Annotated in this window: 18 protein-coding genes; 16 read left to right on the forward strand and 2 right to left on the reverse strand. The window is 47.8% G+C overall.

Features of this window, described 5'->3' with window-relative positions:
* Positions 1 to 17 precede the first annotated feature (17 nt).
* The 11 genes from trmJ (at position 18) to ndk (ending at position 8,054) form a co-directional block, all read left to right on the forward strand.
* On the forward strand, positions 18 to 755 hold the full coding sequence (trmJ, locus tag KDN34_RS06175) for a tRNA (cytosine(32)/uridine(32)-2'-O)-methyltransferase TrmJ (RefSeq protein WP_212596025.1): 738 nt from the start codon (positions 18 to 20) through the stop codon (positions 753 to 755).
* 13 nt (positions 756 to 768) lie between these two features.
* Positions 769 to 1,590 carry a serine O-acetyltransferase gene (gene cysE, locus KDN34_RS06180; RefSeq protein ID WP_212596026.1) on the forward strand — a complete coding sequence of 274 codons (822 nt, stop codon included), beginning with the start codon at positions 769 to 771 and terminating at the stop codon, positions 1,588 to 1,590.
* Positions 1,591 to 1,783: 193 nt separating this feature from the next.
* Entirely contained in the window at positions 1,784 to 2,248 is a 465-nt protein-coding gene (iscR, locus tag KDN34_RS06185; RefSeq protein WP_212596027.1) for a Fe-S cluster assembly transcriptional regulator IscR, read from the forward strand.
* 83 nt (positions 2,249 to 2,331) lie between these two features.
* Positions 2,332 to 3,546, forward strand: coding sequence for an IscS subfamily cysteine desulfurase (locus KDN34_RS06190; protein WP_212596028.1), 1,215 nt, complete (start codon positions 2,332 to 2,334; stop codon positions 3,544 to 3,546).
* Between the two features lie 34 nt (positions 3,547 to 3,580).
* Positions 3,581 to 3,964 carry a Fe-S cluster assembly scaffold IscU gene (gene iscU, locus KDN34_RS06195; protein WP_212596029.1) on the forward strand — a complete coding sequence of 128 codons (384 nt, stop codon included), beginning with the start codon at positions 3,581 to 3,583 and terminating at the stop codon, positions 3,962 to 3,964.
* Between the two features lie 14 nt (positions 3,965 to 3,978).
* On the forward strand, positions 3,979 to 4,305 hold the full coding sequence (iscA, locus tag KDN34_RS06200) for an iron-sulfur cluster assembly protein IscA (RefSeq protein WP_228730437.1): 327 nt from the start codon (positions 3,979 to 3,981) through the stop codon (positions 4,303 to 4,305).
* A 24-nt stretch (positions 4,306 to 4,329) separates the two neighbouring features.
* The gene (gene hscB / locus KDN34_RS06205; protein WP_212596030.1) at positions 4,330 to 4,854 is read left to right on the forward strand and encodes a co-chaperone HscB; all 525 of its coding nucleotides are present in this window, start codon (positions 4,330 to 4,332) and stop codon (positions 4,852 to 4,854) included.
* An 81-nt stretch (positions 4,855 to 4,935) separates the two neighbouring features.
* Positions 4,936 to 6,795, forward strand: coding sequence for a Fe-S protein assembly chaperone HscA (gene hscA, locus KDN34_RS06210; protein ID WP_212596031.1), 1,860 nt, complete (start codon positions 4,936 to 4,938; stop codon positions 6,793 to 6,795).
* Between the two features lie 8 nt (positions 6,796 to 6,803).
* A complete protein-coding gene (gene fdx, locus KDN34_RS06215; protein ID WP_212596032.1) occupies positions 6,804 to 7,139 on the forward strand; it encodes an ISC system 2Fe-2S type ferredoxin in 336 nt (111 codons plus the stop codon).
* Positions 7,140 to 7,241: 102 nt separating this feature from the next.
* A complete protein-coding gene (gene iscX / locus KDN34_RS06220; RefSeq protein ID WP_343377250.1) occupies positions 7,242 to 7,439 on the forward strand; it encodes a Fe-S cluster assembly protein IscX in 198 nt (65 codons plus the stop codon).
* A 183-nt stretch (positions 7,440 to 7,622) separates the two neighbouring features.
* The gene (ndk, locus tag KDN34_RS06225) at positions 7,623 to 8,054 is read left to right on the forward strand and encodes a nucleoside-diphosphate kinase (RefSeq protein ID WP_133038686.1); all 432 of its coding nucleotides are present in this window, start codon (positions 7,623 to 7,625) and stop codon (positions 8,052 to 8,054) included.
* A gap of 86 nt (positions 8,055 to 8,140) precedes the next feature.
* Here ndk and KDN34_RS06230 read toward each other — a convergent pair whose 3' ends face one another.
* Positions 8,141 to 8,476 (reverse strand): TraR/DksA family transcriptional regulator, encoded by a 336-nt coding sequence (locus tag KDN34_RS06230; protein WP_212596033.1) that lies wholly within the window; start codon positions 8,474 to 8,476, stop codon positions 8,141 to 8,143.
* 138 nt (positions 8,477 to 8,614) lie between these two features.
* Positions 8,615 to 9,547 carry a tRNA-dihydrouridine synthase gene (locus tag KDN34_RS06235; protein ID WP_212596034.1) on the reverse strand — a complete coding sequence of 311 codons (933 nt, stop codon included), beginning with the start codon at positions 9,545 to 9,547 and terminating at the stop codon, positions 8,615 to 8,617.
* Positions 9,548 to 9,701: 154 nt separating this feature from the next.
* On the opposite strand from KDN34_RS06235, the gene KDN34_RS06240 reads away from it, so the two are divergent.
* From KDN34_RS06240 to recR, 5 genes are all read left to right on the forward strand, one after another.
* Positions 9,702 to 10,097 (forward strand): YbaN family protein, encoded by a 396-nt coding sequence (locus tag KDN34_RS06240; protein ID WP_212596035.1) that lies wholly within the window; start codon positions 9,702 to 9,704, stop codon positions 10,095 to 10,097.
* 156 nt (positions 10,098 to 10,253) lie between these two features.
* Entirely contained in the window at positions 10,254 to 10,805 is a 552-nt protein-coding gene (gene apt, locus KDN34_RS06245) for an adenine phosphoribosyltransferase (RefSeq protein WP_212596036.1), read from the forward strand.
* Between the two features lie 121 nt (positions 10,806 to 10,926).
* Positions 10,927 to 13,407: a DNA polymerase III subunit gamma/tau gene (gene dnaX / locus KDN34_RS06250; protein ID WP_212596037.1), complete on the forward strand. Its 2,481-nt coding sequence runs from the start codon at positions 10,927 to 10,929 to the stop codon at positions 13,405 to 13,407.
* Positions 13,408 to 13,510: 103 nt separating this feature from the next.
* Complete coding sequence (locus tag KDN34_RS06255) at positions 13,511 to 13,840, forward strand: YbaB/EbfC family nucleoid-associated protein (RefSeq protein ID WP_212596038.1); 330 nt, start codon at positions 13,511 to 13,513, stop codon at positions 13,838 to 13,840.
* 20 nt (positions 13,841 to 13,860) lie between these two features.
* Positions 13,861 to 14,460 (forward strand): recombination mediator RecR, encoded by a 600-nt coding sequence (gene recR / locus KDN34_RS06260; protein ID WP_212596039.1) that lies wholly within the window; start codon positions 13,861 to 13,863, stop codon positions 14,458 to 14,460.
* The last annotated feature ends 105 nt before the right edge of the window (positions 14,461 to 14,565 follow it).

The raw sequence follows: 14,565 nt of genomic DNA on the forward strand, positions 1-14,565 counted from the left end.
GATTCGACGTAAGTTTCATGCTCAGCAATATTCGCGTGGTACTGGTGGGTACCACTCATCCGGGTAATATCGGATCCGTGGCCAGGGCCATGAAAACCATGGGGTTATCTTCCCTTTATCTTGTTGACCCGCAGGTAGAACCTGACGGTCAGTCGATTGCGTTAGCTGCTGGTGCCTCAGACATACTCAAATGTCTGGTTAAAGTAGATACGCTTGACCAGGCCATCCATGACTGTGGTCTGGTAGTGGCTACCAGTGCGCGTAGTCGCACCTTGGAATGGCCGGTTTTGGAACCCCGGGAAGCCGCAGAAAAGTTGGCTATTCAAAGCAAGAATGGGCCAGTGGCAATTGTTTTTGGTCGTGAGCGGAATGGGTTAAGCAATGAAGAATTGCAAAAATGCAATTACCATCTGTTCATTCCTGCTAATCCTGAATACAGTTCACTAAACTTGGCTCAGGCAGTACAGATTGTCTGCTATGAAACGCGTATCGCGCATCTAAATCAACTGCAGCAGGCTACTCCTGAACCCGTGGAATATCCTTCGGCAGAAGACCATGAACGTTTTTATGAGCATTTACAGAGAACACTGCAAGAGACTGGTTTCATTATCAAGAATCATCCAGGACAGGTAATGCAAAAGTTACGGCGCTTGTTCACCAAAGCACAAATTGAAACTCAGGAGCTCAATATTCTGCGTGGCATCCTGACTTCGATTGAAAAGAAAGTGGTCGATAAATCAGGCAACCAAGAGTAGTCGAGGAATTCAAATGGGTGTGATATCAAGAATTAAAGAGGATATTCAGTCCATCTATCATCGCGATCCTGCAGCTCGCAGCGCGTTGGAGATTTTGCTCAACTACCCCGGTATGCATGCGATATGGATGCATCGGGTGAGTCACAAACTATGGTCTGCCAAGTTTTATTTTTTAGCCCGTTGTTTATCCACCTTTGCTCGTTGGGCAACGGGCGTGGAGATCCACCCCGGTGCTGTCATTGGTCGCCGTTTTTTTATTGACCACGGCATGGGGGTAGTCATTGGGGAAACGGCAGAAATTGGCGACGATTGTACGCTTTATCATGGCGTAACTTTGGGGGGAACCACCTGGAAAGCAGGAAAACGTCATCCAACGCTGGGTAACAACGTTGTTATTGGCGCTGGAGCTAAGGTACTGGGGCCGATTACGATGCACGATGGCGCCCGTGTGGGTTCAAACTCTGTTGTTGTAAAAGATGTGCCAAAAGATACCACCGTTGTGGGTATCCCAGGCCGAGCTGTGACTGTCGCCACCCAACAGTCAAAAGAGAAAAGTGAACGTCGCAATGCAATGGCCAAAAAATACGGTTTTGATGCATATGCGGTCTCCCCCGATAATCCAGATCCCGTTGCCAATGCAATTGGTCAGATGCTAGATCACATGCATCTGATGGATTCTAAATTGGCCGAGCTGTGTCAAGTTATTCAGACTATGGGGGGGGCAGTCTGTACTGAAAGATTGCCACAACTGGATGTTGGCGATTTCTGTGAGGCTGAATTAGCGGCAGCAGAGAAGCGTCAGCAAGCATTGGATGCGTTTGATCCAGAAATCTGACTTTTTATAGTTAAATGTGAACTCACAGCATTGAATCCTGGCGGCTAAAAATGTTAAATAACCGACCAAGCCGTCAGGGTATTCGTAAATGAAGTGGGTCATTATCCTAGTAGGAAAGTAGGATTTATACTTGACTAAAATACTAGGATATGATGAAATTTAAACATCTCCAATCAAGAGCTGTGGTGTTTTCATGAAACTGACATCTAAAGGTCGTTACGCCGTCACTGCTATGCTGGATGTTGCCATCCACTCGGCTCAGGGACCTGTTCCTCTCGCAGATATCTCTGAACGACAAGGCATTTCTTTATCCTACCTTGAACAACTTTTTGCCAAACTGAGAAAACAAGGGTTGGTTGCCAGCGTTCGTGGACCAGGCGGTGGTTATCGTCTTGGCCGTGAAGCAGCAGATATTTCAGTGGGTATGGTAGTGAATGCCGTTGATGAATCGGTTGATGCTACAAAGTGTCAGGGACAGTCTAACTGTCAGAGTGGCACTCGTTGTCTGACTCATTCTCTTTGGGGAGATTTGAGTAAACAAATTTCTGATTTTTTAAATGGTATCAGTCTTGCTGCTTTGATGCAGAAGCGCGATGTGCAGTTTATCTCTATCAAGCAGGATCAGATACATCAGGAGCAACAGAGGATCAGTGCCTGAGGCCAACTCTGTTAAAGCCATAAATAATGATAATTGTACGTTGTATGTAGCCTCGGCAGAGACTGCGAAGTACGGAGTGTGTAATGAAGCTTCCTATTTATTTGGATTATGCCGCAACAACCCCAGTTGACCCTCGGGTTGCTGCAAAAATGGCACAGTACATGACTATGGACGGTGTATTCGGTAACCCCGCATCCCGTTCTCACCGTTACGGTTGGCAGGCTGAAGAGGCGGTAGACATCGCCCGTAATCAGGTTGCGGATTTGATTAACGCCGATCCTCGTGAAATTGTGTTTACCTCTGGTGCCACAGAGTCTGACAATCTGGCGATTAAAGGTGTGGCCTATTTTTACCAGAAAAAAGGTAAGCACATCATCACCAGCAAGACTGAACATAAAGCGGTATTGGATACTTGCCGTCACCTCGAACGTGATGGCTTCGAAGTCACCTATCTGGATCCAGACAGCAATGGTCTGATCCCCTTGGAGCGTATCGAAGCCGCCATGCGCGAGGACACCATTCTGGTGAGCATCATGTATGTCAATAATGAAATTGGTGTGGTGCAGGATATCGACGGTATTGGCGAGCTGTGTCGCAGCAAAGGTATTGTCTTCCACGTTGATGCAGCTCAGGGCGCCGGTAAATTGCCGCTGGATGTGCAGCAGACTAAGGTGGATTTGATCTCCATTTCTGGTCACAAGATGTATGGCCCTAAAGGTATTGGCGCTTTGTACGTGCGTCGTAAACCTCGAATTCGCTTGGAAGCTCAGATGCATGGTGGTGGCCATGAACGCGGTATGCGTAGTGGCACATTGCCAACCCATCAGATTGTTGGTTTGGGTGAAGCCGCTGCGATTGCTAAAGCAGAAATGGCATCAGATAGCAGCCGTATCCGCTATCTGCGCGATAAGCTGTGGAACGGTATTAAAGATATTGAAGAAACCTATGTTAACGGTGATATGGAACACCGTTTCTGTGGCAGCTTGAACGTTAGCTTCGCCTATGTAGAAGGTGAGTCGCTGATGATGGCGCTGAAAGATTTAGCAGTGTCTTCCGGTTCGGCTTGTACGTCAGCCAGTCTGGAACCCAGTTATGTGCTGCGGGCTTTGGGTCTCAATGATGAGATGGCACATAGCTCTATTCGTTTCACCATCGGCCGTTATACCACAGAAGAAGAGATTGATTACGCGATAGAAACCATTAAGAGCTCTATCGGCAAGCTGAGGGAGATGTCTCCTTTGTGGGAGATGTTCAAGGATGGGGTAGACCTCAATCAGGTACAGTGGGCAGCCCACTAAATTCCCAGCAGACAGATGAATTTGGAGCAGTAATATGGCATACAGTGAAAAAGTAATTGACCACTATGAAAATCCACGCAATGTAGGTTCTTTCGACAAGAATGATCCATCCGTTGTGACTGGTATGGTGGGGGCTCCAGCATGCGGTGACGTAATGAAACTGCAGCTGAAAATTAATGACAGCGGTATCATTGAAGATGCCAAGTTCAAAACTTATGGTTGTGGTAGCGCGATAGCTTCCAGTTCGCTGGTGACCGAGTGGGTTAAAGGCAAATCTGTGGAAGAAGCCGCTGCTATCAAGAATACCGATATTGCGGAAGAACTGGCATTACCACCAGTGAAAATCCACTGTTCAATTCTGGCAGAAGACGCTATTAAGGCGGCGTTGGAAGAATATAAATCCAAGCATCAGAAGTAATGCCAGGAGTTGACATGGCTGCAATATCAATGACGCCTGCAGCGGCGGATAGAGTAAGAACCTTTCTGCAAAATCGTGGAAAGGGGATTGGTCTGCGTTTGGGCTTAAAAACCTCCGGCTGCAGTGGTATGGCTTATGTCTTGGAATTCGTTGACGAACTTAACGAAGATGACGAGGTATTTGAGATTGAAGGTGTCAACCTCATCGTTGATGCTAAAAGTCTGATTTATCTACAAGGGATTGAACTGGATTTTGTTAAGGAAGGCCTTAACGAAGGTTTCAAGTTCAATAACCCGAATGCCAAAGGGGAGTGTGGTTGCGGCGAGAGTTTCACTGTATAAACTTCCCGCAACCGTTGTACGCTTATGAACTATTTTGAGCTGTTTGAGATCCCTCAGAACTTCGATGTCGACGTCGCGGAGCTAGCAGAACGCTATCGAGAACTGCAAAAAGCAGTGCATCCGGATAAGTTTGCTAATGCCAGTGAGCAACAAAAGCTGCTGGCAATATCTAAAACTGCCCAAGTAAATGATGCTTTTCAGACCCTAAAGGATCCTATTCGCCGAGCTGAACATATGCTGTCGCTTCGAGGGATTGATATCAATAATGAATCAACCACGATGAAAGATACCGGCTTTTTGATGCAGCAGATGGAGTGGCGGGAAGCGTTGGAAGATTTACGCGGCAGCGATGATATTGAAACGGGGATTGCCGAGCTGGAAGGTGATTTTTCGCAATACCGTAAGCAATTGCTGGAAAACCTGCGTAAGCAACTTGCTGATGATCAGGCATCCGCCGCAATTGTGGCCGCTGATCAGGTTCGAAAGCTTAAATTTATGGCAAAATTACAAGATGAGTTGATCCGTATTCAGGACTCACTGTACGACTAGCCGAATTCGAGATTTCAGACGAAAAGAACACAAATTGGCTCAATCTGATTGGGCCAATTTTTTAACCTAGAATGGAACATTATGGCACTTTTGCAGATTGCTGAACCCGGCCAGATGGCCGCACCTCATCAACACAAGTTGGCCGCGGGTATTGACCTCGGAACGACCAACTCGCTGGTTGCTTCCGTACGCAGTGGTCAGGCTGCAACGTTACCCGACGAAGTTGGCAGACACGGGTTACCATCAGTTGTGCACTATGGGACCAATGGCCTGACAGTTGGTGAAGAAGCCTTGGTTAATTCTGCGTTGGATCCGGAAAACACCATAGTGTCAGTAAAACGCTTTATGGGGCGTTCACTTGCCGATGTACTGCAGGGCGAACAGCGTTTCCCCTATCATTTTGAAGCCAGTGAAAATGGCTTACCCATTTTTGTTACCGCTGCGGGTAAAGTCAATCCAATACAGGTATCTGCAGAGATTCTGCGACCATTAATTGCGCGCGCAGAGGCGACCTTAGGTGGTGATTTAGAAGGTGTTGTCATTACGGTACCAGCGTATTTTGATGATGCCCAACGTCAAGGTACCAAAGACGCTGCCAATCTACTCGGTGTCAAAGTATTGCGCCTGTTGAATGAGCCTACCGCTGCGGCTATCGCTTATGGACTGGATTCTGGCCAGGAAGGTGTCATCGCGGTGTATGATCTCGGTGGCGGCACTTTTGATATTTCAATCTTGCGGTTGAATCGTGGCGTCTTTGAAGTGCTAGCAACCGGCGGGGACTCTCGTTTAGGCGGAGATGATTTTGATCATCTGTTAGCCGAAGCGTTGCGGCAGCGCATGGGGATTACTGAACTGAACCGCCAACAGGAACGTCAGTTACTGATGGAAGCCCGGCGTGTGAAAGAAGTGCTGAGTCAGTCCGATGTGGTGACCGCAGTATTAACGATCGAGGCTCAGCAATTACGGTGTGATATATCCCGTAGCGAATTTGACGCGCTTATCCTGTCTCTGGTCCGTAAAACAATCAGCAGCTGTCGTAAAGCACTGCGCGATGCCGGTGTTGATGCCGCTGATGTGTTAGAAACCGTGATGGTGGGTGGTTCAACTCGCGTACCTCTGGTACGTGAACAGGTAGGGGACTTTTTTGGTAAAGCACCACTGACCAGTATCGACCCTGATCGGGTAGTTGCCATTGGGGCGGCTATTCAGGCGGATATTCTGGTAGGCAACAAGCCGGATTCCGAACTGTTGCTGTTAGATGTGATCCCGTTGTCTCTCGGGATTGAAACTATGGGTGGCCTGGTAGAAAAAGTCGTACCACGCAATACCACTATTCCCGTTGCCAGAGCCCAAGAGTTCACCACGTTTAAAGATGGTCAGACGGCGATGGCCATTCATGTGGTTCAAGGTGAGCGCGAACTGGTGGCAGATTGCCGCTCACTTGCGCGGTTCACGCTCAAAGGTATACCACCATTGGCAGCCGGGGCGGCGCATATCCGAGTGACCTTCCAGGTAGATGCCGATGGTTTATTGAGCGTGACTGCGATGGAAAAATCCACCGGAATACAGTCAAGTATCCAGGTGAAACCGTCATTTGGGCTCTCTGAAAATGAGATTGCTGGCATGATCAAGGATTCGATGACGTATGCCAAGGCGGATATTGAGTTACGTATGCTTACCGAGCAACGGGTAGAAGCGGCTCGGGTGATTGAGTCGCTTAATTCTGCACTGCAACAGGATGGTAACTTACTGACGGCAGAAGAAAGAGCGTTGATCGACAGTACTATTTTGGCACTGGATGCTGCGGCTGTTGGCGATGATGCTGAAGCTATTAAATCTGCCATTGAAAAAGTGGATGCTGCAACACAGGACTTTGCCGCCAGAAGGATGGATAATTCAATTAAGACCGCACTGAAAGGTCAGTCGGTTGATAAGATATAGGTGAAATCATGCCTCAGATAGTGTTTTTGCCCAACGAGGAGCTTTGCCCCGATGGTGCGGTGGTAGAAGCCAAGACCGGAGAATCAATCCTGGATGCAGCATTACGCAATGGTATCCAGATAGAACATGCCTGCGAGAAATCCTGCGCTTGTACTACTTGCCATGTGATTGTGCGTGAAGGCTTCAATAACCTGGAACCAAGCGATGATCTGGAAGACGATATGCTCGATAAAGCTTGGGGGCTAGAACCAGAAAGCCGTCTGTCCTGTCAGGCGAAAGTGGCGGATGAAGACTTAGTGGTCGAAATCCCCAAATATACGGTAAATCAGGTCAGCGAAGGTTGATAAAGTCTAACAGCCGGTCCCAGACCGGCTTTGTTTTGATGGTGACGATTAACATTAACGTTATAATGTCATCAGATAGTAATAAGTAACATTGGAGGCCCTATGTCTTTGAAATGGGTTGACTCTTTAGATGTGGCTCTGGAGCTTTTAGAAGCGTATCCAGATGTGGAACCTCAGACTGTGCGTTTTACTGATCTGTACGAATGGATCCTAGCTCTGGAGGATTTTGATGATGATCCTCAACGTTGTAACGAACAGATCCTTGAAGCCATTCTGCAATGCTGGATGGATGAAAAATAAGCGAGAAGATGTAATCAAAGGACGGTTTTTGCCGTCCTTTGTCGTTTTCGGCATCATTCCAGCGGTTATCTTTGTTGCGATATCGCATAATCATTGTAGTTTGTGAGATTGGATTAGGATTTGTCATATTTATTGCGTATAATCCGCGCGAATTTTGAAACTCGCTGATTAAGGATCCTAGTCATGGCGATTGAACGTACTTTTTCTATTATCAAGCCCGATGCTGTTGCTAAAAACCACATTGGTGCTATCTATAACCGTTTTGAAAGCGCCGGTCTGAAAATCGTTGCTGCTAAGATGGTTCACCTGACCAAAGAGCAGGCTGAAGGTTTCTACGCTGAACACAGCGAACGTCCTTTCTTTGGTGCACTGGTAAGCTTCATGACTTCTGGTCCTATCATGGTACAAGTGCTGGAAGGCGAAAACGCTGTTGCAGCTAACCGTGAAATCATGGGCGCAACTAACCCAGCTCAAGCTGCTCGTGGTACTCTGCGTGCAGATTATGCTGACAGCATTGACGAAAACGCGGTTCATGGTTCAGATGCGCTGGCATCTGCAGAGCGTGAAATCGCTTATTTCTTCGCTGCTGATGAAATCTGCCCACGTACTCGTTAATCGGTATGTCCGGTAAACAAAAGGCGCCATTTGGCGCCTTTTTTGTTGCTAATCCATCGGTTATTAATGGACCCTTAAAACCGACATCAATGACTGAGCCGCAGCTCCCGCCGATGTTCATGTGCATATTGTTCTGAACAACATTGGCAGCGTTGCTCAGTAGGATCTTGAGCCAGTCGTTCTGGTTCAATCTCGCTTTCGCAATCAGCACACATTCCATAGAGTCCGAGATCCAACTGACATTGTGCAGCATCCAGACGATTAAGCTTTTCATATAGCGGATGATGGCACAACTCAGCACCGACCATGGCATCAATGATCTCGCTAATAGACCTATCAGCCCAGTCGGTATTAAGCTCAGTGATTGCACGTCTCAGATCCGTCTCGACTGCTGACAATCTTTGTCTGATCAAACCACTCACTCTGTACCGCCTTTTGCTTGCTTATGGACTTATTAGTCTAATTGGCAGTGGATGGTCAACTATGATACGGATCAAATCCAGTGGAGATTTCTTGTGATATCAGTCAAAAGCAGTACTTATGAAAGTAATGTGTGGCGTTCAGGCGGCTTTTGACAGTACATCTACCACGGCATCCGTAGATTTGTGCACACGCAAGTCCCGGAACAACACGTCAGCTTCTGGATAGTGACGATTGAGATAACTGAACCACTGCTTGATGCGTCCAGGAAAGTAATCATTGCGAGGTTGTGATTGCTGTTGCCGAGTGTATTCCAGCAATAACGACAATGTCTGTTGCCAATTATAAGGTGCGTCACCATTTTTAATGTGGGCCGCCAGATTGGGGAGTGTGATAGCTCCACGACCAACCATCACACTGTCGCAGCCTGTTTGGGTGATGCAGCGCAATGCATCATCGCGATTCCAGATTTCACCATTTGCGATCACGGGAATGGAAACTCTTTGTCGGATCTCAGTGATATATTCCCAATAAGCAGGAGGGCGATAGCCATCTACTTTACTACGAGCATGGACGGCTAATTCCGTAGCGCCGGCTTCGTAAATTGCCAGCGCATTTTCCATAAACAGGTTTTTGTCTTCGTAGCCCAGCCGAATTTTGGCGGTGACCGGTTGCGCATCTGGGACGGCTTGACGCATGGCTTTTACAATATTGTGGATTTGCTCCGGGTACTGCAGCAGTACTGCGCCACCTTTGCTGCGATTGACCATTTTTGCCGGGCAGCCAAAATTGGCATCCACACCACGAGAGCCTAAAGCGACTGCGCGCACCGCATTCTCTGCCATCCATCCGGGTTCCTGTCCCAGAAGTTGTACCCTTACCGGTGTGCCATTTTGAGTGGCACCGCCATTATTCAGTTCGGGGCACATGCGGAAAAAGACTTTTTCTGGCAGTAGCTGGTCTACCACGCGGACAAATTCAGTCACCATCAAATCGTAAGGATTGATGGAGGACAGAAGTTCACGCATCAGGTGATCAACAACCCCTTCCATCGGGGCCAGAATGACTCGCACGTTTAGTTATTCCACAAAAAGGATAAAGGCCGCGCATTTTACCTGATACGAATCGGTTTCTGATAGCAGTTTCAGTTTATCAGCAACAAACTTTGCGACAGGCAGGCGTATTGCTAATATAGTATTTAAATGAGAACTATTGTCATTATAAAATATGATCAAACGCAGTGTATTTTTGAGCTTGGGTATCATCAGTTTGGCACTTGGCATCGCGGGTATCGTTTTACCTTTGCTGCCCACCGTGCCTTTTGTGTTGCTTTCAGGGTATTGTTTTGCCCGTTCTAGTCCGGTTTTACATAGTTGGTTGCATCAACATCCTTGGTTTGCTCAACCATTGAGCGATTGGCAGCAAAAGCGTGGGCTGCGTTTAGCATTAAAACGACGTGCATTAATCTTGACTGTGTGCAGTTTTAGTCTAAGTATATGGTGGGTTTCATTGGTGTGGGTGAAACTGCTATTACTATTCATGTTATTGATATTAATGGTTTATTTGTGGAGGCTACCGGTTGTTGGTGTGGTCGCAGAAACATCAGGTGTTGGCGAGAAATAAGCGATATTGCGATGCGACACACAATCGGATGATCCCGGTTGCAACTAACGGCAAAGGGGCTTAAGCTTTAGCCGGATTTAGAGAAGCGGTCCACCTTGGTGTGGACTTTTTTGTTGTGTAAGGCCGGTAGATACCGACGAACTAAGTATTAAAACTATGGCTATTAATCCCGACAGCTTAGCGCTGATTAAGCAAAGCATTAAAACTATTCCTGACTATCCGAAAGCCGGAATTCTGTTTCGTGATGTCACCAGTTTACTGGAAGATCCGATTGCCTATCAGACCACTATTCGCACATTTGTGGAGCATTACAAAGACTTTGGCTTCACTAAAGTTGTCGGTACTGAAGCTCGCGGTTTTCTGTTTGGCGCACCATTAGCATTAGAGTTGGGTGTTGGTTTCGTCCCCGTACGTAAGCCAGGAAAACTGCCGCGTGAGACTATCTCTGAGACTTATGAACTCGAATATGGTCACGATACATTGGAAATGCACACCGATGCTATCGTCCCTGGCGATAAAGTGCTCGTAGTTGACGATCTATTAGCTACCGGCGGCACGATTGAAGCAACCGTCAAATTGGTTCGTCGTCTCGGTGGTGAAGTAAGTCATGCAGCGTTTGTGATCTCACTGCCGGATATTGGTGGCGAAAATCGGTTGCAGTCTTTGGGCTTAGAAGTACTGAAACTGTGTGAATTTGAAGGAGATTAATCTCCTTTCCCTTTATCTCCGGATCGTCCTGGGTAGCATGTCAGACACGCTCATGTTATTGTTTTGGCGATCCGAGGAGCTTGCTCCCGTAATATGAAATCAATCTATTCTGGGGAGTTTCATGTCCTATCAGGTGTTAGCCCGTAAGTGGCGACCTGCCAGTTTTGAACAAGTCGTAGGGCAGTCACATGTCCTGCACGCCCTTGTTAACGCGCTGAATCAGCAACGACTGCATCATGCCTATCTTTTTACTGGTACCCGCGGTGTGGGTAAAACCAGTCTGGCACGTTTATTTGCAAAAGGGCTTAACTGTGAGCAAGGCATCACTGCAACTCCTTGTGGTAAATGTAGTGCGTGTCAGGAAATCTCTCAGGGACGTTTTGTTGACCTGATTGAGGTGGATGCGGCTTCACGAACAAAAGTCGATGATACCCGGGAATTATTGGATAACGTTCAGTATCGTCCCACTCGTGGTCGTTTCAAGGTGTACCTCATTGACGAAGTACATATGCTGTCGCGCAGCAGTTTTAATGCATTGCTGAAAACGCTTGAAGAGCCGCCAGAGCACGTTAAGTTTTTGCTGGCAACCACAGATCCTCAGAAACTTCCCGTCACCGTGTTGTCACGCTGTCTGCAATTCAATTTGAAGAGCCTGACCCAGGACGAAATCGCCAAGCAGCTGCAGCATATTGTGACAGCTGAAGCTTTGCCGTTTGAGGCGCAAGCGCTGACATTGTTGGCCAAGGCCGCTAACGGCAGTATGCGTGACGCACTCAGTCTGACCGACCAGGCAATAGCCTTTGGTGCCGGACAAATAAAACTGCAGCAAGTGCAGACTATGTTGGGGGCCATTGACGAACGTCAGGTCGTCTCATTATTGCAAGCATTGATAAACGCGGATATCGCCCCCTTGATGCAGGAAGCTGAACGTATTTTGGCTTTTGGTGCTGATGCCAATGAAGTGCTACGCAGTCTGCTGGAACTGTTGCATCAGATCACCCTCACACAATTTGCGCCAGCGGCGGCACAGCTGTCGCTATATGCAACACAGATCCAGGAGTTTGCTCAGCAACTGTCAGCAGAACAGGTTCAACTTTACTATCAATTATTGCTGCAAGGACGTAAAGACTTGCCATTTGCTCCAGATCCTAAATCGGGTTTGGAGATGGCATTATTACGAGCGGTTGCATTCGTGCCAGAAACTTCGCCTAAACGGTGGGGTGAAGTAGGTACTAAAGCCACTGTCACTATGACGACGCCCGCTGCAGTGACATCGATACCAGTTTCACAACCGGTTCGGCAATTGGAGCCGGTCCTATCGTCCATTCCAAACAATGAACTCGCTGAAACCTCAGCATTAGCAGCAGCGGCATCTTCTGTTTCGGCTATCAATGATCCTGCAGCAGAAGTCGCGGAAGTTATAGACGATGATGACGAGAACGACGATGCTTTTGCCGCTGAACAATCGCTGATTTTATCCCAGGCAGAAAGCATGGGACATCGCTATCAGGCAGAGCCATCGGTGGCAGATATCATGTCAGATAGTGCTGTTGACTTGTCAGACGATGAGCCGCCGTTTAAGGATGAATTGACCACGGATATGTTTGCGACAGAAATGTCTGTAGATGTTGAAGCGTCATCAACCGACGATAACGAATCGGCATTATCCGCAGCTGTTAGTGAACCGCTGTTTGGCGACGATGTGCTGGATCAGGTATTGGCGACGCGCGATTTGTTATTACAAGACATTGATGCGCTGGCGAACGATGAAGCGCCAGTCGTTATCTCGGAACATCACCAAAATAACCCCTCAAAAAAAAACGCTGAAAGTTCTGTAAAGGAAATTGCTTCCGCTAATGAAATGGCGGCTAGCAATGATAGTTTATCCGTAGAAGCCTCATCGTGTGCTGTTGATGAGGCGGGTGAAGATGATAATGGCGATGTTTATAGTGATTGGCTAGCACAGTCCACTGAGGTTGAGTCGGACCAAACTCTGGGGCCGTCAGCACTATTAACCGCTGAGGCTATCGAAAATGCTGACCCTCTAGACGCGACCATGTCAGCGGCGACGATATCGAGTAGCGATGCAACTGTTAACTCCAATATCGACGTGACTGCAGCGGATAAGCCGGTAGCGGTGACTGCAATGGCGGCACCTTCAGGAAATCCAGCCGATTTAGCTTGGTATAAGTTAGTGTCGGCGATGCCTATTCGTGGACGAGTCAGGCAATTGGCGGCAAATTCCGTGTGTCTGTCTCTCACTGAAAAATGTACGTTGGTACTTAAGCCGGATCAGAAGCATTTAGCGGCAGTAGCGGCTATCTCGCAGTTACAGGAGGCGCTAGCTGAAGCATTACAACGCCCATTAACAGTAGAGTTTAGTGTCGGTTCTGACTCCACAAGAGAAACCCCGCAAGAGATCCGCCAGCGTTTCAAAAATGAATTGTTAGCCGATGCTGAACAGAAACTGATGGCTGACGCAAATGTGCGTTGGTTAAAACAACATATGGGAGCAGACCTTGTGCCTGACTCCCTCAGCTATAACCCAGAACAATTGGCGCATAAAACCGCCTTAATTCCTGATGGACAGCTGCCGCAGTGATGCAACTCGGTTTGTGCCAAGCTATGGATTGCCAAGCACGAATATTTGGGTAAGATCAGCGGACTTTAACCTGTCACTCACTGTTAATTGAAGAGATAACGTTATGTTTGGAAAAGGTGGAATGGGCAATCTGATGAAGCAGGCCCAGATGATGCAAGAACGTATGGCAAAAGTGCAGGAAGAGATTGCCCGCATGGAAGTTACTGGTGAGTCAGGCGCCGGACTGGTAAAAGTGACAATGACCGGTAATCACAGCGTACGCAAGGTCGAAATCGACCCAAGTCTGCTGGAAGATGATAAAGAGATGTTGGAAGATCTTATCGCTGCCGCTTGTAACGATGCTGCTCGTCGCGTTGAAGAAAATCAGAAAGAGAAAATGGCTCAGGTCACTGGCGGTATGCAATTACCTCCAGGCATGAAACTGCCATTCTGATCAGAAATGTGGATTAGACGATGAAATTCAGTCCATTGGTGGACGAGCTTATCCAGTCATTGCGCTGCTTACCGGGCGTTGGCCCCAAGTCGGCACAGCGGATGGCATTTCAGTTGTTGGAGCGGGATCGTAAATCCGGTCTGCAATTGGCAGATGCGCTGGATAAAGCGATGAAAGAGGTTGGCCATTGCCAGTCATGTCGCACCTTCACTGAAGAGTCATTGTGTCCGATTTGTGGTAGTGCCAGACGTGGGCATGCTGACACTATTTGTGTGGTAGAAACGCCTGCCGACGTTTTGGCAATTGAAGCCGGTGGCCATTACAGTGGTCGTTACTTTGTTCTGCTGGGACACCTGTCACCATTAGACGGTATTGGCCCTGATGAATTAGGCCTGGCGCTACTGGAACAACACCTCTCCAGCGGCCAAATCAATGAACTGATCCTAGCAACCAATCCCACCGTTGAAGGAGATGCTACCGCACATTTCATCGCCGACATCGCTCACCGCTACCAGGTCAAAGTCAGTCGTATCGCTCACGGTGTGCCGGTGGGTGGTGAATTAGAATATGTTGATAGCACGACATTGGCGTTGTCATTTAACGGTCGTCTGCCGCTGTAATTTTGTTTATCCAAGTTTGCCAATGTAGCCCTGCACCCGCGGGGCTATATTTTTTTCAGTGCTCGCTTTTTATTACTGAGCCCTTGAAAAAATATTCATGGCCCC

The organism is Shewanella yunxiaonensis (assembly GCF_018223345.1).
GTDB lineage: Bacteria > Pseudomonadota > Gammaproteobacteria > Enterobacterales > Shewanellaceae > Shewanella > Shewanella yunxiaonensis.